This window comes from Marichromatium sp. PS1 (assembly GCF_041155115.1).
GTDB lineage: Bacteria > Pseudomonadota > Gammaproteobacteria > Chromatiales > Chromatiaceae > Marichromatium > Marichromatium gracile.
The window spans coordinates 198,166-220,347 of the sequence record NZ_BAAFHB010000001.1 but is presented as its reverse complement, the minus strand read 5'-3'; the positions used below and the strand labels follow the sequence as shown (position 1 = coordinate 220,347).

General features: G+C 69.9%; 20 protein-coding genes. 4 read left to right on the top strand and 16 right to left on the bottom strand.

The window, feature by feature from the left end; all coding sequences use genetic code 11:
* Positions 1 to 9 precede the first annotated feature (9 nt).
* Genes ACAM26_RS01000 through ACAM26_RS00925 form a run of 16 tightly spaced genes read right to left on the bottom strand, consistent with a single transcriptional unit; the run spans position 10 to position 18,459 of the window.
* On the bottom strand, positions 10 to 1,722 hold the full coding sequence (locus ACAM26_RS01000) for a GspE/PulE family protein (RefSeq protein WP_369612955.1): 1,713 nt from the start codon (positions 1,720 to 1,722) through the stop codon (positions 10 to 12).
* 41 nt (positions 1,723 to 1,763) lie between these two features.
* On the bottom strand, positions 1,764 to 2,468 hold the full coding sequence (locus ACAM26_RS00995; protein WP_369612954.1) for a type II secretion system protein: 705 nt from the start codon (positions 2,466 to 2,468) through the stop codon (positions 1,764 to 1,766).
* 7 nt (positions 2,469 to 2,475) lie between these two features.
* Positions 2,476 to 3,672, bottom strand: a complete 1,197-nt coding sequence (locus ACAM26_RS00990) for a type II secretion system protein (RefSeq protein WP_123140001.1) — start codon at positions 3,670 to 3,672, stop codon at positions 2,476 to 2,478.
* The gene (locus ACAM26_RS00985; RefSeq protein ID WP_369612953.1) at positions 3,669 to 4,886 is read right to left on the bottom strand and encodes a type II secretion system protein; all 1,218 of its coding nucleotides are present in this window, start codon (positions 4,884 to 4,886) and stop codon (positions 3,669 to 3,671) included. Before ACAM26_RS00985 ends, ACAM26_RS00990 begins: the two co-directional genes overlap by 4 nt.
* The gene (locus ACAM26_RS00980; protein ID WP_369612952.1) at positions 4,883 to 7,459 is read right to left on the bottom strand and encodes a type II secretion system protein J; all 2,577 of its coding nucleotides are present in this window, start codon (positions 7,457 to 7,459) and stop codon (positions 4,883 to 4,885) included. The genes ACAM26_RS00985 and ACAM26_RS00980 overlap by 4 nt, the downstream gene beginning before the upstream one ends.
* A gap of 20 nt (positions 7,460 to 7,479) precedes the next feature.
* Positions 7,480 to 8,718: a type II secretion system F family protein gene (locus ACAM26_RS00975; RefSeq protein WP_123142022.1), complete on the bottom strand. Its 1,239-nt coding sequence runs from the start codon at positions 8,716 to 8,718 to the stop codon at positions 7,480 to 7,482.
* Positions 8,719 to 8,726: 8 nt separating this feature from the next.
* A complete protein-coding gene (locus ACAM26_RS00970; protein WP_369612951.1) occupies positions 8,727 to 10,316 on the bottom strand; it encodes an AAA family ATPase in 1,590 nt (529 codons plus the stop codon).
* Positions 10,300 to 11,007 carry a tetratricopeptide repeat protein gene (locus tag ACAM26_RS00965; protein WP_369612950.1) on the bottom strand — a complete coding sequence of 236 codons (708 nt, stop codon included), beginning with the start codon at positions 11,005 to 11,007 and terminating at the stop codon, positions 10,300 to 10,302. Before ACAM26_RS00965 ends, ACAM26_RS00970 begins: the two co-directional genes overlap by 17 nt.
* Complete coding sequence (mshL, locus tag ACAM26_RS00960) at positions 11,004 to 12,659, bottom strand: pilus (MSHA type) biogenesis protein MshL (protein WP_190287895.1); 1,656 nt, start codon at positions 12,657 to 12,659, stop codon at positions 11,004 to 11,006. The genes ACAM26_RS00965 and mshL overlap by 4 nt, the downstream gene beginning before the upstream one ends.
* A 52-nt stretch (positions 12,660 to 12,711) precedes the next feature.
* Complete coding sequence (locus ACAM26_RS00955; RefSeq protein ID WP_132228610.1) at positions 12,712 to 13,527, bottom strand: Tfp pilus assembly protein FimT/FimU; 816 nt, start codon at positions 13,525 to 13,527, stop codon at positions 12,712 to 12,714.
* Positions 13,520 to 14,278, bottom strand: coding sequence for a hypothetical protein (locus ACAM26_RS00950; protein ID WP_123142025.1), 759 nt, complete (start codon positions 14,276 to 14,278; stop codon positions 13,520 to 13,522). The genes ACAM26_RS00955 and ACAM26_RS00950 overlap by 8 nt, the downstream gene beginning before the upstream one ends.
* A gap of 37 nt (positions 14,279 to 14,315) precedes the next feature.
* Positions 14,316 to 14,954, bottom strand: coding sequence for a hypothetical protein (locus ACAM26_RS00945; protein WP_123142026.1), 639 nt, complete (start codon positions 14,952 to 14,954; stop codon positions 14,316 to 14,318).
* The gene (locus ACAM26_RS00940; protein WP_148040506.1) at positions 14,951 to 16,435 is read right to left on the bottom strand and encodes a hypothetical protein; all 1,485 of its coding nucleotides are present in this window, start codon (positions 16,433 to 16,435) and stop codon (positions 14,951 to 14,953) included. Before ACAM26_RS00940 ends, ACAM26_RS00945 begins: the two co-directional genes overlap by 4 nt.
* Complete coding sequence (locus ACAM26_RS00935) at positions 16,341 to 16,820, bottom strand: hypothetical protein (protein WP_123139990.1); 480 nt, start codon at positions 16,818 to 16,820, stop codon at positions 16,341 to 16,343. The genes ACAM26_RS00940 and ACAM26_RS00935 overlap by 95 nt, the downstream gene beginning before the upstream one ends.
* Positions 16,817 to 17,647: a prepilin-type N-terminal cleavage/methylation domain-containing protein gene (locus ACAM26_RS00930; protein ID WP_123139989.1), complete on the bottom strand. Its 831-nt coding sequence runs from the start codon at positions 17,645 to 17,647 to the stop codon at positions 16,817 to 16,819. Before ACAM26_RS00930 ends, ACAM26_RS00935 begins: the two co-directional genes overlap by 4 nt.
* A gap of 32 nt (positions 17,648 to 17,679) precedes the next feature.
* Complete coding sequence (locus ACAM26_RS00925) at positions 17,680 to 18,459, bottom strand: type II secretion system protein (protein WP_255419358.1); 780 nt, start codon at positions 18,457 to 18,459, stop codon at positions 17,680 to 17,682.
* A gap of 594 nt (positions 18,460 to 19,053) precedes the next feature.
* On the opposite strand from ACAM26_RS00925, the gene ACAM26_RS00920 reads away from it, so the two are divergent.
* The 4 genes from ACAM26_RS00920 (at position 19,054) to glcE (ending at position 22,157) form a co-directional block, all read left to right on the top strand.
* Positions 19,054 to 19,803 carry a YebC/PmpR family DNA-binding transcriptional regulator gene (locus ACAM26_RS00920; RefSeq protein WP_123139987.1) on the top strand — a complete coding sequence of 250 codons (750 nt, stop codon included), beginning with the start codon at positions 19,054 to 19,056 and terminating at the stop codon, positions 19,801 to 19,803.
* Positions 19,804 to 19,832: 29 nt separating this feature from the next.
* Complete coding sequence (gene ruvC, locus ACAM26_RS00915) at positions 19,833 to 20,384, top strand: crossover junction endodeoxyribonuclease RuvC (RefSeq protein WP_123139986.1); 552 nt, start codon at positions 19,833 to 19,835, stop codon at positions 20,382 to 20,384.
* A gap of 4 nt (positions 20,385 to 20,388) precedes the next feature.
* Complete coding sequence (gene ruvA / locus ACAM26_RS00910; RefSeq protein ID WP_123142029.1) at positions 20,389 to 20,991, top strand: Holliday junction branch migration protein RuvA; 603 nt, start codon at positions 20,389 to 20,391, stop codon at positions 20,989 to 20,991.
* Between the two features lie 92 nt (positions 20,992 to 21,083).
* Entirely contained in the window at positions 21,084 to 22,157 is a 1,074-nt protein-coding gene (gene glcE, locus ACAM26_RS00905; RefSeq protein ID WP_369612949.1) for a glycolate oxidase subunit GlcE, read from the top strand.
* Positions 22,158 to 22,182: the final 25 nt, after the last annotated feature.

Below are 22,182 nucleotides of genomic sequence, written 5' to 3'. Positions count from 1 at the left end.
TGGCGTGGCTCAGGCCGCGGGCTGCTCCAGTGTCTCCATGAACTGGGGGCCGAACAGTCGGCGCAGCTCCTCGCGACTGGTCTGACCGGTGCGCAGTCGCTGCAGCGCGACCTCGCGCATCGCCACATAGCGTCCGGGTCGCTCCAGCATCTCCACGCCGCCGCGCGGTGCGCCCTCGCCGATCCAGTGCGCCAGGGTCTCGTCGATCAGCAGGAGTTCATAGACCAGCACCCGGCCGTGATAGCCGGTGTGGCGGCACCGTGGGCAGCCGACGCCGCGATACAGCGGCTCGCCGCGCTCGGCCAGGTCGCGGGCGAGGTCGTCGCCGAGGTCGGGCTGGCGACAGTGCTCGCAGAGCCGTCGGGCGAGACGTTGGTTGACCACGCCGATCAGTGCCTCGGCGATGGTCGCGGCGGGGATCTTGAGGGTGCGCAGCCGGTTGACCACCGCAAACACGCCGTTGACGTGCAGGGTGGAGAGCACCAGGTGGCCGGTCTCGGCCGCGCGCATCGCCGCCTCGGCCGTCTCGCCGTCGCGGATCTCGCCGACCAGCATGATGTCGGGGTCGTGGCGCAGGAAATGGGTGATGGCCTGGTCGAAGCCGTAGCCGGCGCGGCGGTTGACCTGGGTCTGGGTGGCGAAGGGCAGGGAGTACTCGATCGGGTCCTCGACGGTGATGATGTTCTTGCCCGTGAGCCCCTGGGCGCGCAGTCCGGCATAGAGGGTGGTGGTCTTGCCCGAGCCGGTGGGACCGGTCATCAGGATGATGCCGTGGGGTTGTTCGAAGAGCGCCTGGAGCAGCGGCAGGTGCGCGGGCAGGAAGCCGAGTTCGTCGAGCCCGCTGATATAGGCCCCGGTGGGCAGCAGACGCAGCACCACGTTCTCGCCGTGCGGGGTGACCACGGTGGAGACGCGGACGTCGTAGGTGTCGTCATTGACGGTGGTGGTGAAGCGACCGTCCTGCGGCAGCAGGCTGTCGGCGATGTCCATGCCGGCACGCACCTTGATCGCGGCGGTCAGCCGCGCCAGCACCGGCTCCATGCAGTAGACCGGCAGCAGTACCCCGTCGATGCGGAAGGAGAGATGGATCGAGCGCGACTCGGGTTGGATGTGGATGTCGGTGGCGCGTTCGGCCACGGCATAGTGGAGGATGCGCGCGAGCAGGGTGTCGGTCGAGAGGGTGTTCTGCTGGTCGAGCCGGAGCTTCTCGTACTCCTGCACGAAGGCGCGCTCGAGGGCGCTCGACTCGTCCCCGCCGAGCTGTGCGATCAGCTTGGGGACGGCGGAGAACTCGGTCTGCAGCAGCCGGACCCGCATCCCGGTGCGCCGGTCGATCAACGCCATCAGCCGCTGCGGATCGGCGTTGCCCATCGCCACCCGCAGCTCGCCCTCGACCACGTCGATGGGACACATCCCGTGGTTGATGCAGAGCTCGCGACGGAACAGCTCGCGGACCTCTTCGTGTGGTGGCGGCAACTGCTCGAAGGGGCAGTAGGGCAGGTCGTACTGCACCGCCAGACAGCGCGCCACCTCCTGCTCGGTGACCAGCCCGAGCCGGATCAGCAGGGCGCCGAGCGGCTCACCGCTGACGCGCTGTTTCTGCAACGCATAGACGATCTGCGAGCGGTTGACCGCGCCGCTGGCGAGGAGCTGCTCGCCGAGCAGCGGACGCTTGTGCTGGATGGGGCCTTGCGGGGTGCTGGGGGTGATATCGGCGGGCATGATGCGGGCTCGGCTCTCGTACGGTTCGGGTTCGGGGCGGGTCAGTTGCAGTCCATCGAGACATGGACGGTGAGCACGTCGATCTGCGACTCGTCGGTTGCCGCGCCGCCGCCCCAGGCCTGTGCGTTGGTCATGCTCCACGTCCGGCTGCTGGTGATGTCGGCGCGGTCGGCGTACTGCTCTTCGCGCACGCAGCCGAAACGGGCATCGACCAACCCATCCTTCTGGGCGTCGATCATCCGTGCCAGGTCGGGGGTGACCCGTGTCAGGATCATCACGTTGTGCGTGTCCTTGCGATAGCTGCCGATCGCGCCGTCGGGGACGGCCCAGTCGAGGGCCTGGAAGCAGACCTCCATGTCCTGCGGGTTGCCGTTGCTGTCCTGATAGCCGTAGTGGGTCTCGAACCCGACCCCCCGCCCCGAGGGCAGGCTGACGCCGGCGGCGAGCATAGCGCTGACCAGGTCATTGCCGCAGACCGCGTCGCCGTCCTCGTTGACCAGCCCGGTGGGGCTGGCCGGGTCGTCGAGCAGCACGTGGCCCTGGCTGACGGTGTAGCTGCCGTAGGCGTTGTGCCAGCCGCCGATGAAGATGAAGTCGTTGATCAGCTTGACATAGGTCGACTGGCGCATCAGATCGCCGCCGACCTTGGCCATGCTGATCAGCATGCCGATCACGATCAGCGCGATCGACAGTTCGAGCAGGGTGAAGCCGGCGGCGCGGCGTGGCGGGGTGGTTGGTCGGTTCATCGCGGGGTCACGGGTGCTGGTCATCGAAGACGCCCAGTGCATCCTGGGCGCGGACATTGTTCCTGACGGAGTCGTAGAGCGGGTCGAGCTGGTTGTCGATGAGGTCGTCGAGCTCGTCGAGCCGGCCCTTGACCTCGTCCTCGATCTCGACCTTCTCGACCAGCGCCAGGGCGGCGAACACCGCCCCGCCGGCGGCGGCGGCGACGCCGCTGGTGGCCACCACGACGGCGCCCGACTTGGCGCCGTAGCTGTTCATGGTGGCGGCGATGGCCACGGTCAGCGAGGCGCTGGCGCTGGCGATCCCGGAGGCGGCGGCGGCGACGTCGGAGGCGCCGCCGAGGACGTCGGCGCTGGCCATCTCCTTGACCACCTTGAGCTGCTCGCGATAGTCGCGTGCGGCCTGGCGGAAGATCGCCAGCGTGGTCTCGACGTTGGGGTGAGCGTGTCCGCTCGCCGCGATCACCCCGGTGCAGCCCATGCGCTCGCGCAGCTCGTTGAAATAGCGCACGTGTACCCGGTCGTCGTTGCTCGCCGAGATCGGGCTGGTGGGGTGCTCGAAGGCGGTGCGGGTGGCGGTGTTGGGCGAGTTGCGCCCGTCGAACAGCGAGCCGTCGGCGTCGCGATCGGCGGTCCCGGGGTCGACCAGCAGATAGGCGACGTGCTCCTGCGCCGTACTCGAGGCGATGTGCACATGGTCGGTCGAGAAGGTCTGGTCCTGTGCGGTGCCGAGCGCCTGACAGAGATCGAGGCTGTTGGCCACGCCGAGCGCGCGCGGCGCGCCGGTCGGCGGCAGGCCCGCGGCGAGATAGGGGTGGAGGCGGTCGCGCCGGACGGTCAGCGCGGTATCGAGGCGCGGGTCGGCGCTGTCCGGGCGGACATAGACGGCATAGAGGAAGTCGTAGTCGCTGGCATTGCGCAGCGGCGCGCCGAGCCCGAGATCGACATAGGGCAGCAGGCCGATGACGGTGTCCTCGTCCTCGTGACCGTCGCCGTCGGCGTCCGCCCAGGGCAGACGGGCATGAACGAAGGCGAAGCCCTCGAGCGCGGCATGGGTGCTGACGACGCGTGGCGCGACCTCGGACTCGCGCACCGCCTCGCGGGTTGCCGGCAGCAGCTTGACCGCGAGCATCGCCACCGCGCCGAGCGCGAGCATCGCCACCGACAGCTCGATCAGGCTCAGGCCCTTTTGTTGATAAGCGTTCATTGGTACCAGCCGCGTCGTTCCAGGGTCATGGTGTTGTTGACCCGTGTGTTGCGATCGTCGATCACCTCCAGCAGGTTGTCGCGCGCGTTGCGCGCCTGCTCCAGCGCGGTCGCCTTCTCCTCCTTCTTCTCCTCGATGTCCTGCGCGCCGGTGGTGATCGAGTAGGCGGCCATGCCCATCGCATAGGCACTCAACGCGATCGCGCCGCCCTTGGCCGCGGCGCCGGTGGCCGTGGCCAAGGCATCACCGGTGCCGATGAGGTTGCCGACGACGTCGAACACCGCGCTGCCGATGGCATGTTCCTGTGCCGTCTCGGCGTGGTCGAGGTTGTCGTGACGGATCTCGTAACCGAGGCGGCGGAAGTCCTCGAACCATTGCTGGGCGCGGGCGAGGTCGTCGGCGGCATAGGCGTCGCGCGCCGAGGCGTTGACCCGTGCGATCAGTCGGGGACAGTCGAGCAGCGCGGCCAGCGTGGTGAAGCCGAGCGCCTCGACGCGGTCGTCGTAGACCGGCGGGGCGTCGCGTTCGCGCCGTCCGGGCGAGGCGAATGGCGTGGCCCGGTTGTCGCTGTCGACCACCCCGTCGGCGCCGGGGTCGACCAGCACCACCGCCATCCGCACCCGGGTGTCGGGCCGGTCGAGGGCGCGCACCGCGAGCATCTCCGCCGGCGTCTCGCGGGCGCCCTCGACCAGCGCCACGCAGAGATCGAGACCGTTGACCCCCGGCGTCGGCGGGCTGTAGGTCGGTGGCGCGCTGCCCGAGGGCTGGGTGATCCCGCTTTCGTTGGTGCTCGGGTTCCACGGGCCGGGGGCGGTCCAGCCGGCGGCGGCGGGGAGTTGCGGGTGGAAGTGTTCGGTCGGCTCGGTGAGCAGGCCGGCGACGGCGTAGCGCAACGCGAAGCCCTGGGGGTTGCGCGGCGGTTCGGTCAGCCCGAGGGTGCGATAGGGCACGAACCCGCTCGCCACCTCGCCGCCACAGGCGGCTGCGGCCTCGCCGCTGGCCGCGCTCGTCGCCGGACAGGGCAGTCGGTCGTGACTGACGAGATGGCCGATCAGCGCCTCACGCACCCGCTCGAGATCGCCCCCCGGGCGCTCGGCGCGATTGAGTTCGCCGAGCGCCTCGAGCAGTGGCGGCATGGCCATGAAGGTCAGTCCGCCGACCAGCAGTGCCACCGACATCTCGACCAGGGTGAAGCCGCGCTGCTTGGTGTTCATCGTCCCGTCCCCAGTTCGTCGGCGGTGCCCAGGATCTCGAGTCCGGCCTCTTGCTCGAAGCGATCGGGCAGCGGGCTGGGGGCCTCGACGTCGTCGAACTCGTCGGGCAGGTCCGGGTTGGGGTCGGCGCCGATCGCGCCCGGGTCCGGCTCGACCCGGGCGATGCACTGGCCGCTGTCCGGGTCGTACTGCTTGCCCTGCTCGCCGCAGCGATAGCCCTCGATCTCCTGCTCCAGGTTGGTGACCTCGTCGGTCAGGCGATCGACCTCGATCTGTGCCTGGCTCAGCTCGATCTGGGCATTGCCGAGCGCGAGATAGCGGTCGTAGAGGGTCTGGATGTGTTGCGCGAGGTCACAGGGCTGGGCGTCGTCGCACATGCCGCCGTCGCCGAAGCCGTCCGTCTTCGGCGGCTCGAGCGCGAGACCGGCGCTCTTGAGTGCGTTGAGCGCGCTGATCCAGGTCTGCTGGGTGGTGCTGGCGTTGGGCCGGAGCGCGGCGGCGTCCTTGACCTTCTGACAGTCGCCGCAGGCGCCCTTGAGGTTGGTGAGCGCGGTGCCGATGGCGGTGTAGTCGGTGCTCTCGGGCGCGGCGTTGATCTGGTTGCGCAGGGTGTCGCAGTCGGTGCTCGAGGCGCCGCTGCAGATACCGCTGTCGGCGAGCACCGTCTGGATCGCCGTGTTCAGCGCGGCGCGGGCGGTGAAGTGGGGCTGACGCGCGGCGTACTCGGCGATCAGCGCGGCGTCATAGGTCTTGAATTTGTCGGCCTCCTGCTCGAGCCAGGTCTTCTGGGCATCGGCCTGGGCGAGCGTCTCGGTCTGCTGGGCGCGGGCGTCGGCCCTGGCGTCGCGTCCGGCGGCAAGCGTCGAGCAGAAGCTGTCGCGGGCGTCGCTGTCGAGCGTCGCGCCATTGGCCTTGCCGGTGTCGCACGGCTCCTGGCTGATGTCGATCATGCGCTGGGCGCTGATCTCGGCCTCCAGCGCCGTGACATGGCCGTTGAGCGCGATGATCATGCCCGGCTCGCCGGGGTCCTCCTCCAGGCTGATGCCGCAGGCGGCGCGGGCGTCCTCCAGCGTGGCGCCGCCCTCGATCTGTTGCTGCATGCAGGCCTCGACGGCGGGGTCGGCGCCGAGGTCGGGGTCGAGGTCGCCGAGGCGTTCGAGCCAGGGCGCCATCTGCTCGGGGATGCGCGCGTTCATGGCGTCGAGCTTGGGCTGGATCGCGGCGGTGGCCGCGTCCCACTCGCCCTGTCGTTCGGTCACCCTGGCCTGTGCGGCATCGCGGGGGATCAGCGCCGCGGCGAGGTCGGCGCGCGCCTGGACGAGGTCGTCACCGAGCTCGGCGATCTTGTCGCTGAAGTCGGGCGCAGGGGCCCCCGGCGGGTTGAAGTCGGCATCGCAGCCGGCCTTGATCTTGTCGTAGATGAGCCCGTACTGGACGGTGTAGACGCCCGCCGCAGCGGTGGTGACCGAGGACAGACCCAGCGCGACCGAGGCCAGGCCGGTCCCGGTCGAGGCGAGCACCAGGGCGGCGGTGTGGATCGGCAGGGTGACGCAACCGGGCAGCACGAAGGGTGGGATGCAGGTCGCCGCCGAGCGGGCGATCTGCACGCCGGACTCGGTGACCTGTTCGGTGGCCGCGCCGATCCCGGTCCCGGTGGAGTAGATGTCGACGGCGCTGCGCGCGGTGCCGACACCGGCGAGGATGGTGCCGAGGAAGGCCGATTCGACGTTCGAGTTGGTGAAGTCGCAGACCTCCTGCTGGACGGCGAGCGCGTCGGCCATCAGGTTGAGGCTGCGGCGCACGATGTCGCAGGTGAGCACCCCCTCGACCTCGGCGAAGCCGCGCACCAGGGTCGAGTCGTCGTAGCGGTTGCGGGTGAGCGGGGTACCGGGGGCGTGGAACACCGGGCGGTCGAGATCCTGGTTGAGCCCGTCGTAGAGCCCCAGGGTGTCGCTGCCCTGGCCGTCGGCGTTGAGCCGGCCGGGGACGGCGAGCGCATAGGCGACGTTGTGTTGCGCCCCGTCGCTTGCCTCGGTGTGCAGCAGCGCGGTGTCGAGCGCCGTGCCGGCGGCGGTGTCGAGCGCCATGCAGTAGTCGAGCAGATTGATGTGCCCGGCGCCGTCGGTGAAAGGGTACTCGGTGCCGTCGCTGTTGCGCGGGTGGAAGAAGTGATCGTGACGGGTGAGGTCGATGCCGGCGCTGTCGCGATAGACGCCGTAGAGCAGCGGCACCTCGCCGGCGGAGTAGGTGCCGGCGGCCATTCCCAGGGTGCGGTAGGGCAGATAGCCCTTGTCGACGGCGCAGTCCTCGTGGCCGTCGCCGTCGCCGTCGGGACAGGGCAGGCGGCGTTCGCGCACCATGAACTGCAGCAATTGACGATCGGCGAGTTCGAGCAGCGCCTGCCCCTTGACCTCGGCGTTGCGGTCGCGGGTCTGCTGGGTGAGATACATCACCCCCCAGATGGCGCTGGCGGTGAAGGTCAGGATCAGCAGCATCTCGATCAGCCCGAAGCCGCGCTCGGGTGGTCGCGGTCGGGGAGGTTGGGGGCTGGGGTGCGAGTGTGCTGGGATCATGGTGCGTCCTGGGGCGAGACTCAGTACATGGTGGTCTGCGAGATCAACTGGTAGACCGGGAGCAGGAACACGGCCACCACGAAGATGAAGAAGACGCCGGCGATCGAGATCATCAGCGGCTTGAGGATCTCGGCCAGGGAGTCGACGGTGTGATGCAGCCGGCGGCGGTACTCGACGGCGAGATAGTCGAGCTGCTCGTCGAGGTTGCCCGACTGCTCGCCGACGCTCACCAGACGGATCATCAGCCGCGGGAAGACGCCGGTAGCCTGGAGTTCGTCGCTGAGCCGGCTGCCGTTGCGGATGCCCTCGCGTACCCGCTGCAGGTGGCCGCGATAGTGCGGGTTGCGCATCGCCTCCTCGAGCACCGCCAGCGCCTCGCTGAGGTTGACCCCGGCGCGGATCAGCAGGCTCAGGTATTCGGTCATGAAGGCCAGCGCCGAGTCGCGGATCAGCCGCCCCGAGATCGGCAACCGCCACAGCAGCGCGTAGAGCCGCTGGCGCAGCCAGGTGGTGCGGGTGATGAGCAGGATGGCCAGCGCCAGGCCCGCGAGCAGCGCCCAGAACCAGTCCTCGATCAGCCGCTGCAGCCAGCCGGCGACCGCCATCGCCTTGATCGTCAGTGGTGGCAGATGGGCGTTCATCTGCAGGAACATCTGCTGGATGTTGGGCAGCACGTAGTCGATCCAGAACAGCGCCGCGAGCAGCACCACCAGGGTGACGAAGACCGGATAGATCAGCGCCTTCTGCACGTCCTGACGGATGCCGCGCACCCGGTTGAGGTGCGCCGCGCCGTCGAGCAGCACCCGGTCGAGGTTGCCCGACTGCTCGCCGATGGCGATCAGCGACAGCACGGTGCCGGGGATGATCTCGCGATGGCGCTCCATCACCGCGCTCAGCGCGCTGCCGCCGCTGACCCCGATGTGGAGTTCGTTGATCACCCGCGCCATCGGGCTGCGTCGGTTCTCCTCGCGCAGCTCGACCAGCGCCTGGTCGATCGGCAGGCCGCAGCGCAGCATCACCCCGAGGTTGTGGAGGAACTCGGCGAGCACCTCGGTGGGCACCGGGCGGCGGGTCAGGCCGATCATCAGGTCGATCAGTCCGCTGGCCGGCCCGGGCAGGCGCCACAGCCGCAGCACGGTGTCGTCGTGACGCTGCTCGATCATCGCGCGCGCGGTCAGGGTGTCGCTGAACTGGAACTTCTCCAGCCGCCATCCGGGGCGGCCGAGGTCGTCGGCATAGCGATAGAGGAAATAGTGCATGGCGCGACTCAGGGTGAGGGACAGCTCAGCCGGTACCGGGTCGGCGGATCGACCACCCCGCTCGCGGCCAGGCCCTGCGCGGCCTGGAAGGCGCGCAGCGCCGCCAGGGTCGAGCTGCCCATGATGCCGTCGACGGCGTCGGGCGCGAGGTGGCCGAGCGCGGCGAGCCGCTCCTGGAGCAGGCGCGCGGCGTGCGAGCGCTCGCCGAAGGTCGGCTGGGTGGCGGCAATCGCGGTGCGATAGAAGGACAGCCGCTCGCCCTCGCCGAGATCGAGCGCGGGCCGTCCCTGACAGTTCTCGGTGATCGTCTCGCGGCTGCGCCAAGCGACCCACATCGCCCCGTCGTCAGGCTCATCGGTGGCGCCGTTGTCGAGACCGAACAGCCTCGGGTAGGCGGCCATCAGGGTCGCGAGGTCGGCGCCCGTCGCGCCGGCGACGGCGGGCGCGCTCGGCGGTGCGCCGCTGTCGGCGGGGCTGGTCGGAGGTTCGCGCATGCTAATTGGGGCGTCGGCGTCGGCCGTCGGTCTCGCGTCGGTCGAGGCGCCCTGTTGCGCCGTCGCCTCGGTGTCTGCGCTGGGCAGGTGCGCGCCGAGCGCCGCGAGCTGTGTCTCCAGCCAGGGACGGAGTTGTTGCTGACGGCTCCAGCCGAGGCTGACGAGCGCGGCGAGCAGCAGTGTCAGCAGCAGCGCGAGACGCCAGCGCGGCGCGCTGGTGGTGTGCGTCGGCAGGGTCCGCAGCCCGGTATCGGCCTCGGCGACGGCCAGCCGCATCAGTCGTTGGTCGATGCGCAGACGCGGCTGGTGGAGCAGACCGTAGAGACAGCGATCCATGATCAGGTTGATGCGTCTGGGCAGACCACCGCTGGCCCGGTGCAGCAGGCGCAGCGCCGCGCGATCGAGACCGATGCGCTGGGCCGCGCCGGCCTGATCGAGCCGATTGAGCACATAGCCCCGGGTCTCGGCGCGGCTGAGCGGGGCGAGATGGACGTGCAGGGTGATGCGGCTGTTGAGCGGTCGCATCTCGAAGCGTCCGAGCAGGCCGAGGATCTCGGGCTGGGCGACCAGTACCACCTGCACCAGCTTGGTGTCGCTGGTCTCGAGGTTGGAGAGCTGGCGCACCAGCTCGAGGGTCGCGGCGTCGAGGTTCTGGGCGTCGTCGAGGATCAGCACGCAGTTGCGCCCGGCCGCCTGCTCGGCGCGGAAGAAGTGGTGCAGGGCCTCGAAGTAGGGCTGGATACCGAGCTGCGGCGGCGGCAGCTCGGCGAGCCCGAAGCCGCGGTGGATCGCGGCGATCAGCTCGCGCTCCTGGGGGACGCCGTGGAGGATCAGCGCGACCCGCTCGCCGGCGGCCTCGAGCTCGCGCATCAGCCGCCGCATCAGTGTGGTCTTGCCGATCCCGACCTCGCCGGTGACCAGCATGAAGCCCTTGCGTCGCTCGATCAGGTGCAGCAGCTCGCGATAGCCCTGATAGGTCCGCCGGCTGGGGAAGAAGCGGGTCTCGGTCGGCGTCACCGGGAAGGGGTCGCGACTCAGTCCCAGCTCGTCGAGATAGGGCGGCGCGCCGCCGGGGACGGTATCGCGCTCAGTGGCTGTAGGCATCGTGGTGCTGTCTGACATCGGGGTTGTTCGGGTGGCGGCTGTAGAGACGCGCGACCCGCTGTCTCGCCTCGGCGAGCGCGCCCTCGCGCCAGTCGATGGCGGCGAGGTTGAGGTTGGCCTCGAGGTCGTCGGCGTCGTAGCCGAGCACCTCCTGGTAGGCCTGACGCGCGGCCTCCAGCTCGCCGCGGCGCAGCTGCAGGAAGGCGCGCATGCGCACCACCGCCAGGCTGTCCGGGCCGATCATCGCCTCGGCCTGGGCGAGCAGCTGGTCGGCCTCGTCGAGCCGATCGGCCGCGCAGGCGCGCGCGAAGTCGGCGGCGATCTGGCGCATCGCCAGCAGCGCCGGATCGGGCGCGTCGAACAGCGGTGACTCGATCGTCCCGCTGTCCGGCGTCGGCACGGAGTCGATCGCCGGCGTCGGCTCGGGCGCCGCCGGGGGCGCGGGGGACGGTCCGCGCGACGCGTGCGTCTCCGTCGACGGTGCCGGCGCCGGGGTCGCGATCGCCAGTGACGGCGGTGGCTCGGGGCCTGTCGGTTGGCTGCCGGCCAGTGGCCACAGCAGTACGCCGGCGCCGACCAGCGCTCCGCCGGCGATGCCGAGCGGCCAGCCGTGTCGGCGCCGTGCGGTATCGCCCAGGGCGCTCAGGTGCGGGGCCTCGCGTGCGCGCAGACTGGTGAAGATCAGGCTCACAGCAGGGTGACGCGCAGCGCGATGACCAGCTCGCGGGCGGTGGTGGAGTGACCGCGCCCGCCGAACAGATACTCGACCCCGGGGATCTCGGTGAACGGCGGGATGCCGTCCTTCGAGCGGCTGCCGGTCTCGCTGATCATGCCGCCGAGGATCACCAGGTCGCCGTCGCGCATGTTCAGCGAGGTGGTCATGCCCTTGAAGCTGACCTTGGGCAGCGAGATCGACTGGTCGTTGCCGATGTCGACGGGGTCGGTGCTGCCCGGCTCGACCTGGGTCTGCATCGGGTTGATCACCAGGCTGATGGTGCCGTCGTCGGCGATGAAGGGGATGACCCCGAGCAGTACGCCGTCGAAGACGTTGCCGGTCTTGGTCTCCCAGGTGCTCTCGGGGTTGTCGGCGGTGCCCAGCGAGGTGCGCGAGACCTCCTTGAGGAAGCTCGAGTTGCTGCCGACGCTGACCAGTGCCGGCTGGGTGTTCTTGACCCGCAGCGAGGGGTTGGAGAGCACGTGGACGTTGCCGAAGGTGCGCAGCAGGTTGACCGCGACGCTGTAGTTGTCGTTGCCGGCGACCAGTCCCAGCCCCGGGTTGCCGCTGTCGCCGATGCTGGTGCCGGGGATGGTGATGGCGCGTCCGATGCCGCCCTCGTTGGGCAGGGCCGAGTCGATCGAGCCGAGCCCGATGGCCTCGGGGCCGTAGAGCGCGGCGATGTTGCTCTCGAGCTGCGACCAGTTGACGCCGAAGCGGAACTTGTCGCTGAGTTCGACATCGATCAGCTGCGCCTCGATCAGCACCTGACGCTGCATCACCCGCTTGTAGCGCGAGATCAGGTCGTCGATGGCCTCGAGCTGTGAGGGGCGGGCGCGGACGAAGAGCACCCCGGTGTTGCGGTTGAGGGTGTAGTTCGACCCCTGGGCGGTGGCCGGGTCGACGACGCCGGGGGTGGTGCCGAGGATCACCCCGAGCATCGCCTCGATCTGGTCGTAGGGGTCGGCGGTGTTGGTATTGCGCCCGTCGAGCTGGAAGCTGCTGGTGATCCCCGAGGAGCCGCTGCTGCCGCTGTTGCTGCTGCTGCCGATGTCGTTCATGGCGCTGGCGCCGAAGACGTCGCCGCCGGCGTTGAAGCTGGCCGTCGAGACGGTCTGCAGGAAGCCGAGGTGGAACACCCGGCTCTCGTGCTCGTAGACCTCGATCAAGCGGTCGTTGACCCGCGCCGACATGTCGATCTTGTCGAGCACCACCTGCAGCACCTTGGAGGCGGGCATGTCGCGCAGCTCCAGGGTGAGATAGCGCGGCTGGCTGCCGAGCGAGTCGGGCAGCGCTAGGCTGAGCTCGGCCTGGCGCGCCACCGCCTGGAGGATGCTGCGCGCGTCGGTGTCCTCGACCACCAGGGTCACGCGGATGGCGTCGAGCGGGTTGTAGCGCGGTGCGATCGGTTGCGGCGGCGGGGCGACCGAGCGCTCCTCGACCCGCTCCTGCAGCGCACGCTGCAAGGTGCTGAGCTTGCGCGACTCGGCCACCAGGCGCTCCTGCAGCGCGCGCTGGGACTCCTCGTCGATGTCGACGGTGCGGTCGAGGTCGACCTTGGCCGGCCCGGAGCAGCCGGTGAGGAGGATGAGCGCGAGGGCGATCAGGGGCGCCGTGTTGTTGATCATGTGCATGGTTTTCCAGGGCAGAACGATTCGTTGCGGGGTCTCTTGGACCGGGTCAGCGACGCCCCACCGTCAGCAGCTCGCCGGCCAGCCGGTCGAAGCCGATCGCGATCACGGTGTCGTCATAGTGTTCGGTCGTCGGGGTGCCGGGGGCGGCGAAGCAGCGCGAGTTGATGGTCAGCGGGGTGTGCGGGCCGTCGAACAGATCACCGTCGAGGTCGGCGTCGCGCGTCCCGGCGCTGAGCACCAGGAAGGCGACGTTGGGCCGCTTGTTGCCGACACAGTCGAGCGTGCCCAGCGGGCCGTCGTCACCGGTCAGGTAGGGGTTGGTGTCGTCGCGCGGCTGGGCGGCGGCGAGGCGCAGTGCGCGCAGGAAGGCGCCGCGTCCGGCATAGGGGCCGTCGCCGGGGAGCATGCGCGGGGCGGCGTCCTGTTGCCACGACGGCGGCTGGGCGCTGGTCAGGTCGACCGCGCCACTGCGATAGACGGCGTAACGCAGTCGGGTGTAGAGCCGGGTCTCATCGGCGCTGGGGGCATCCAGCCCGAGGGTGCGGAAGGGGACATGGCCGAGCCGGTTGGCGGAGACGTCGCCGCAACCGAGCTCGCCCGCGCCCTCGCGCCCGTCGGGGTCGAGCCCTGCGCCGATGTTGCCATCGGCGCAGGGCAGGCGGTGATAGCGCCGCGCGTATTCAAGCACGGCGTCGAAGACCTCGCGCTGCAGCGCGGCGAGCGCCTGGGCGTCGCTGCCGTCGCGCGGATAGCTCGGCAGCGAGGCGCGCCCGACGCTGATCGCCACCAGCAGCCCGGTGATCACCAGCACGAAGGCCATCTCCAGGGTGGAGAGACCGCGGTTGCGGTGCGGGCTAGTCATGGTCCCGGCTCCGTAGCGAGGAGAGATCGACCACCGGGCGGTTGAGCTGTGGGGCCAGGGATTCGAGCTCGCTGGTGTACTGGCGCAGCCGCGCGATGTCGGCCTGCTCGCCGCGGGCCGCCTCGCGTTGGATCAGTCCGTTGAGCTCGACCATGCGCTCGGAGGTGCGCAGTATCCCGGCCAGCGCCGCGAGGTCGAGCACGCTGTCGCGCCCCCGCTCGCGCAGACCGTCGTCGAGCGCCTCGATCATCCCGGCGAGCTCGCCGAGCGCCGGGGGCTCGCCCGAGAGTCCGCGCTGACTGTAGGCGATGAGTTCGTCGCGCAGCCTCGCCACCCGTGTCTCGGTGTCATCGTCCGGCGTTGCGGGGCGCGCGGTGGCAGGCGGTGTGCTCGTCGTCGTGCTCGGCTGTCCGATCGCCGGGTCGGCCGCGAGACTGGCCGCCTGTTGCTGGGTCTGCTGTGCCTGGCGCCCGGCGTCGCTGAGCGCGCGATAGCGCGCCATCAGCGCCTCGAGCTGCGGCGGCGCGTCCTCGGGCAGGGGCGGCGGCGGGGGTGGTTCAGGGATCCGCCTCACCACCGTCTCGGGCGCGCGCGGCGGCACCACCGCGATCGCCGGTGGCGGTGCGCGATGGAGCGCCTCGAGCGCCTCGAGGTCGCGCGGTGGGGTGAAGATCCACCACAGCGCGAGGCCGGTGGCCACACCGAGCACGATCGCCAGTGCCAGTCGGGACCACTGATAGGTGCTGTTCATGCGCGCCCCCGGATCGGGCGGCGCGGTGGCCGGTCGATCATCGCACCTCCGCGTCCGGCGCGATCGCCGGGCGGGTCAGCATCTCCTCGGCCAGGCGCAGCTCGATGCGCCGGCGCTGGCCGTCGCGATCGAGCCACACCGCCGCCGACTCGATGGCGACGAGCCGCACCCGCGCGTCGACCGCCTCGCCCGGGGCGAGCAGCCGGCCATTGACCAGTGCATGGCTGTTGTGTCGCGCGGCGTAGATCAGCCCGACCTCGTAGTCCAGCCACCAGGGCTCGACATCCTCGGGCAGTGGCGGCGTCATGGTGCGGCTGGCGGGGCGTGCGGTGGTCTCGCTCGTCAGTAGCCTGGAGCGCTCGCTGGTGCCCGCGGCGGCGAGGGTGGCGCTGTCGCCGAGCCGTGGCGCCGGGGGCTGCGATCGCGACCCCGGGCTCGCCAGCAGGGCTTGCGTGGTCGCCGCCGGGGGCGGGGTCAGGCCGGTTGCGGCGAGCCGCGCCTCGAGTTGCTCGAGCAGTCGCAGGTGTGCGGCGAGTTCACGCTCCATGCGCGCGAGCTGCTGCGCCGAGCCGCGCTGGATGAACGCCTGGCGCGAGTGGTCGAGGTGCGGCACGATCGCCGCCACCAGCGCGGCGCCGATCAGCCCGATGAAGACTCGGGTGGTGGGCTTGTTCATGGTCGTGCCCCCGTTGTCGCCGGCGTGTCGTCGCTGTCCTCTCCGCGCGCGCCGCGCCAGATCGCGGCGAGGCTGAAGGTGTTCTCGCCGCTGTTGCCGGCCTGGATCGTCTGGTCGACGACCCGATAGCCACGCTGGCCGAGCGCCTCGACCAGGTGACGCTCCTTCTCCATGGTCGGGTAGAAGGCCGCGCTGCTTCCGGTGAGCACCACCATCGCCACGCCGTCCTCGACCACCACCGAGAGCTCCTGCAGTGCCAGCCCCTCGGGGAGGCTGCGCTGGACATCGCGGACCAGCCGCGGCAGCGGCGGGACGCGATCGCGCAGCGACTGCAGCTCGAGCAGCGCGAGCACGTCGGCGGCCTGCTCGGCGGTGGCGATCGAGCCCTGGTGGGTGCGCTGCAGTCGCGCCTCGACCTCGTCGAGGTCGGCGACGGCGATGCGCTGCTCGGCGAGCCGTTGCTCGAGCGTCCGCGCCTGCTCGCTCCAGCGCGTCCCCTGCCAGGCGAGCGCCGCGGCCAGCACCAGGAAGCTCAGCCCCATCCACGGCAGCAGCGACAGCAGCAACAGTTGCGCGCGCTGCGCCGGGGTGGCATCGGCGATCGCCTCGCTGCTGGTCTCGAGCAGCGCCGGCAGCGCGCTCTGGAAGTCGGGGTCGTGATCGATGGTGCAGGCGGCGCCCAGGCGGCCCCAGTCCATCCCCGGGAAGCGTCGCTGCAGCGCGTCGAGCAGCCGCGTCCCGGTCTCCTCGGTGAATTCGCCGTGACCGATCAGGGTGGCGTGGGGAGGCAGCGGATAGGCGCGACCGAAGCCCTGGTCGTTGAGCTGGCGATAGAGCCGCTCGGCGACCAGGGTCGGGTCGGAGCCGGCGAGCACCGGCATGCGCTCGGCGAGCATCGCCTGTTTGTCGATCACCACCATGAAGCTGATGTCGTCGGGCTGGAGCAGCACCAGCAGATGGCTCGCGCGCCCGCGTCTCAGCGCCCAGGCGAGCATCGCCGCGCCCAGCGGGATCAGCACCTGATGCTGGTCGCTGGTCTTGACACGCTTCTGGTAGCGGGTCCAGACATCGAGCGGCACCACGGTGTAGAACACCCGGTAGGCATCGCGCAGACGGGTGCGCTGATGGACGATCACCCGCGAATAGGCGTCGATCTCGCCTTGATCTCGCAGGCGCTTCTCGATGATCGGTGCGATGTCGGCGACCCGGCTGTTGACCAGCATCACCCCGAAGGCGGCGCCCTGGTAGTCGGTGAGCAGCCACAGCGGGGCGGTCGGCGGGGCGTCGAGGTCGAGTGGCTGTGCCCGATCGCCGGCGATGCGCAGTGCGCGGCCACCGAGATCGATTGCCTTGGTCCAGTTGATGACGGCGGACTCCTGGTCGGGGTTAGCGGGAGTAGTAGGTGCCGAGCAGGGTGAACTGCAGCGCCTGGGGGCCGTCGTCGTCCTGATCCTGGGTGAACAGCCCCGGCTCGCCACCATTGGCGCGGATACTCAGCGCGTCGGTGATGAAGAAGCCGTCGGCGTCGGGCGCGGTGCTCAGCAGATAGGCGTCGACCTGCTGGCGTGAGAGCATCCGGCTCTCCACCCGCAACTGGCGCTCGCTCCAGTCGGCGCGGCGCAGTGACTGCGCCTCGATCATCGGGCGCCAGCGCTCGAAGCCGGCAGCCGCCTGCGTCCAGCGCTCCAGCGTGGCCAGTCCGCCGGCGGCGCTGGAGAGTGTCTGGCTTGCGCTCTGGTAATCGTATCTGGCCTGTTGCAGTCGCTGCTGGGCGTCGCTCGCGTACCAGGAGCCGGCTGCCAGCAGCAGGGCCGCGCCGAGGGTGAAGGCGGCCTGGGTGGTGCCGTTGATCGAGCCGCGGATCATTGGTCCATCCGCCAGTGCGCGGTCAGCAGCATCACCGCATCCTCGTCACGGTTCTCGCCGATGTCCTCGGCGGTGGCGTTGAGGCCGCTGTCACGACGGAAGGTGTTGTTGCCGCCCCATTCGTAGCCGGGCTCGCGGACATTGGTCTGGGCATGGTTGCTCAGGGTGGTCTGCTCGCGGAAGCGGCCCTCGCGCGCGTCCGGCGCGCCGTCGATCATCTGGTCGAGGCTGCGCGCCAGATCCGGGGTGAGCCCGCGCAGCACCATCACGTTGCCCGAGCCGCTGGCGGTGGTGTCGGGGTTCCACTGGAAGCAGATCTGCAGCTCCACCGGGTTGCCGTTGCTGTCGGTGTAGAGATAGCGGTCCTCCTGCCCCTCGGCGCGTCCGGCCGGCATGGCGATGCCGGCGCGCTCCATCAGGTGGTGGAGGTTCTGCTCGGAGAGTGCGGCGGGGTCGCCGAGCCCGACTGAGTTGGCCGGGTAGCCCTGCCCATGACACAGCCGCTGGCCGGTGCGGCTGTAGTTGGCGGGGATACCGGCGACCTGGCCGTAGCGGTTGTTGAGCCGGGCGTCGGCGCCGCTGACCATGTAGGTCGGGGCGATCTGGCTGTCGCCGACCACCACGCCGGTGCGCTGGAAGTGGATGTCGTAGGCGCGCTTCCAGCCGCTGACGAACTGGAAGATGCGTTTCGACTGGGCCTCGCGGACGATGTCCTTGGAGATGGCGATGCCGCCGAGGATCATGCCGATGACCACCAGCACCACGGTCAGCTCGACCAGGGTGAAGCCGCCCTGTGCGCGACGGGCGGCGGGGGTGCGCTGCTGCATTGCGTTACTCCACCGAGGTACGCCGGGACGCGTCACTGGTTCATCTTGTAGTGGGCGACCAGGGTCATGATCTGGTCTTCGTCTTTGCGTGCCCCTTCTTCGGTTGCGCTGGGCGCTCCTTCGGCGCTATAGCCGTAGGTGTTGTTACCCTGCCATTCCTTGCTCGGAGTGCGATCCGTGGCGCAGCCAGTAAGCCCTTCTTGACGAAAGACGCCTTCACAGGCATCGGCCTGGCCGTCGATCATCTGATCGAGCGCACGCGCCAGGTCCGGGGTCAGCCCGGAGATCACCATGACGTTGCCGGAGGGGACGTCCTGGCCCGGCGCATTCCATTGGAAGCACACCCGTAGTTCCTGCGGGTTGCCGTTGGTGTCGAGATAGACGTAGCGATCCTCGAAGCCCTCGGCACGACCGGGTGGGAGCTGGATGCCGTGGCGCAGCATCTCTTGAAATAGCGAGCTGGTGACGGTCTCCGTATTGGCGTCGCTGATTTGCGCGGTTCCATTGCAAATCGGTCCAGGGCTGCTGGCGCTGGACATGTTCTCGCCGGAAATGATGGTGCCCGAGGCGGGGTCGGTATTGTACTTGGCGCCATTGACCATATAGCGCGGCGCGGTCTGGTCGTCGCCGACCACCACCCCGGTGCGCGAGTAGTGGTTGTTGTAGGCCGAGACCCACTGGTCGACGAACTTCTGCTTGATCTTCACGTACTCGGCGCTGCGCTGCATGTCGCGCCCGATGGATACGGCGCCGAGGATCAGCCCGATCACCACCAGCACCAGCGACATCTCCACCAGGGTGAAGCCGCGCATCGAGGATCTGGAACCCGACATCTTCGTTCTCGCTGTCGTTATCGTTGTTGGGAATGGCCGGGGAGACCCGGTCCGGCATCCTTCGGACGGTGCGTCAGTCGTCCGGCAGTAGATGACGTGTACCCGCTGCGGTGACGAGCGGGGCCTTCCTGGCGCTGAGTCGCACGTCTGGCGAGAGACGGGCATGAGGCATGGGAGCGTGGGCTGGGAATGACTCGGCAGGGGAGAACGACGACGGGTCGTCTGTCTGATTCCGGCGTGCGTGCATCACGTCATCCTGTGGCAAGGATCTGATTGCCCTCGCTCTCTTTGTCGGCAAGCAACGGATCAGGGCCTCGACCCCGCAAGGTCGTGAGCCATGTCTCGAGCGGAGGCGCATGACCCCGCCGCGCTGGCCGCGGCCAGCTGGTTGCGCGTCCGAGTATAGCTAAGTCAAAAATTTTTTATCGTGCACGATTCGTGCCTGTGTGGCGGGGTGATTCCCGTTCTTCGTGCGGCACTCGAACAGGGCCTCACAGAGGGGCGCTTAACGTCCGATCGGCGCCGAATGTTAGAATATCGGCCCAGTATTCAGCTTCAGGAGCAACCCAATCGATGGCAGGTCATAGTAAGTGGGCCAATATCAAGCATCGCAAGGCCGCGCAGGACAAGCGTCGCGGCAAGATCTGGACCAAACTGATCCGCGAGGTCACGGTCGCGGCGCGTGAGGGGGGCGGTGATCCGGCGGCCAACCCGCGGCTGCGTCTGGCGATGGACAAGGCCTTCGGCGCCAACATGCCGCGCGACACCGTCGAGCGTGCGATCAAGCGCGGCGCCGGCGGCACCGAGGGCGACAACTACGAGGAGATCCGCTACGAGGGCTATGGCCCGGGCGGCGTGGCGGTGATGGTCGACTGCATGTCCGACAACCGCAACCGCACCGCCTCCGAGGTCCGTCACGCCTTCACCAAGCACGGCGGCAACCTCGGCACCGACGGCTCGGTGGCCTATCTGTTCACCAAGCAGGGGATCATCAGCTTCCAGCCCGGGAGCGACGAGGATGCGGTGATGGAGGCGGCGATCGAGGCCGGCGCCGATGACGTGGTCACCAACGACGACACCTCGCTCGACGTGATCACCACCCCCGAGGCCTTCTCCGAGGTCAAGGACGCGCTGATCGCCGCCGGTTTCGACACCGAGGCCGCCGAGGTCACCTTCAACGCCTCGACCTCCGCCGAACTCGACCGCGACACCGCCGAGAAGCTGTTGAAGATGATCGACGCGCTCGAGGACCTCGACGACGTCCAGGAGGTCTATCACAACGCCGACATCGCCGACGAGATCATGGCGGCGCTCGATGCCTGATCCGGCACGCGTCCGGGGGCGCTGACGCGATGGCCCGTGCCCCCCGCTCGGCCCCGCCACGCCTGGCGCACCGTATCCTCGGTATCGATCCGGGCTCGCGCTTCACCGGCTACGGCATCATCGACACCGACGGTCATCACAGCCGCCGCGTGGCCAGTGGCTGTATCCGCGTCGACAAGGCCCCCTGGCCGGACCGGCTGCGGCTGATCTTCGACGAGGTCGAGCAGCTGGTGCTCGATCACCGTCCGCACGAGCTGGCCGTCGAGCAGCTGATCTTCGCCCGTGACCCCAGCGCCGCGCTCAAGCTCGGTCAGGCGCGCGGTGCTGCGCTGTGCGCGGCGCTGCGCGGCGAGCTGTCGGTGCACGAATACAGCCCCAAGTCGGTCAAGCTGGCGGTGGTCGGCACCGGCGGGGCGCAGAAGTCGCAGGTCCAGCACATGGTGCAGATCCTGCTGACCATGGACACCCCGCCCGGCGAGGACGAGGCCGACGCGCTCGCCATCGCGCTCTGTCACGCCCACTCGATGGGCATCCCCGGGCGCAAGCGCATGGCCGCCTCCTGGCGCGACTGGAGACCCTGAACCCATGATCGGACGTTTGCGTGGACAGCTGGTCCACAAGCAGCCGCCTCGGCTGATGCTCGACGTCGGTGGCGTCGGCTATGAACTCGAGGCGCCGATGTCGACCTTCTACGAGCTGCCGGCGGTGGGCGAGACGGTCACCCTGATCACCCATCTGGCGGTGCGCGAGGACGCCCAGGTGCTCTACGGCTTCATCCGCGAGTCGGACCGTGCACTGTTTCGCAACCTGCTCAAGGTCACCGGGGTGGGCGCGCGGATGGCGCTGGCGATCCTCTCGGGGATGGACGCGGCGCGCTTCGCCCAGTGTGTCGAGTACGAGGACGTCGCCGCCCTCACCAAACTCCCCGGGATCGGCAAGAAGACCGCCCAGCGCCTGGTGGTGGAGATGCGCGATCGGCTCGAGGCGACCCTCACCCCGGCCCTCGCCGGGGCTGCGGGCGAGAGCGCTCCCGGTACCGACCAGGCGCTCGCCGATGCGGTCAGCGCCCTGGTCGCGCTCGGCTTCCGTCCGGCCGATGCGACGCGCATGGCGCGCGCCGCCGACGACGGCGCCAAGACCTCCGAGGAGATCATCCGCCTGGCATTGCGATCGGTGAATCCGGCCTGATCTAAGGGGGCATCGTCGATCGGGTGCGGTCAACGCGCCCGATCCCATCGTCGCTCGTCGCGACGACGACCAGGGATGCGCGAGGCCCCCGGATGAGCCAGGACCTGACCGCCGAGCTGTGCGCTAGCGTGACTGCGGCGATCGCCGCCACCACGCCGCTGTGTCTGCGTGGCGGCGGCACCAAGGACTTTCTCGGTCGGCGCTGCGCGGGCCGTCCGCTCGCGCTCGCCGGGCATCGCGGCATCCTCGACCACCAGCCGCGCGAACTCACCCTCACCGCCCGCGCCGGCACCCCGCTGCGTGAGATCGAGACGGCGCTCGCCGAGGCCGGGCAGTGTCTCCCCTTCGAGCCGCCGCACTTCGGCCCCGGCGCCACCCTCGGCGGCACCATCGCCTGTGGCCTCTCAGGGCCGGCGCGCCCCCATGCCGGGGCGGCGCGCGATCTGGTGCTCGGCGCGCGGGTGCTCACCGGGCGCGGCGAGGTGCTGCGCTTCGGCGGCGCGGTGATGAAGAACGTCGCCGGTTACGACATCGCCCGGCTGATGACCGGCGCCTTCGGCACCCTCGGCATCCTCCTCGACATCAGCCTCAAGGTGCTGCCGCGCCCCGAGGCGGTGCGCACCCAGGTGCTCGACTGCGACGGTGACGAGGCGCTCGCCCGGCTGCGCGCGCTGGCGCGTCGGCCGTTGCCGCTGAGCGCGAGCTGTCACGACGGCGAGCGGCTGTGGCTGCGACTCTCCGGGGCCGAGCGCGCGCTCGCGCCCGCCGCCGCCGGGATCGGTGGCGAGCGCGTCGAGCCGGGGCGGGCCGAGGACTTCTGGGGCGCGCTGATCCGTGAGCAGCGCCATCCCTTCTTCACCGCGCCGGGCGCGCCGCTGTGGCGGCTCTCGCTGCCGCCACACGCCCCGGCGCTGGCGCTCGACGCCCCCCAGCTGATCGAGTGGGGTGGGGCGCAGCGCTGGCTGCGCGCGGCCCACCCCGCGGAGGTGGTGCGCGCCGAGGCCGCGCGGCTCGGCGGGCACGCGACCTGTTTCCGCGGCGGCGAGGCGATGCGCTCCCCCTTCACCCCGTTGTCGCCGCCGCTGCTCGCCCTGCATCGCAACCTCAAGCAGGCCTTCGATCCCCACGGCATCCTCAATCCGGGGCGCTTCCATGCCGAGTTCTAGCGGGGCGTCGCCGCCTTGACCCGGA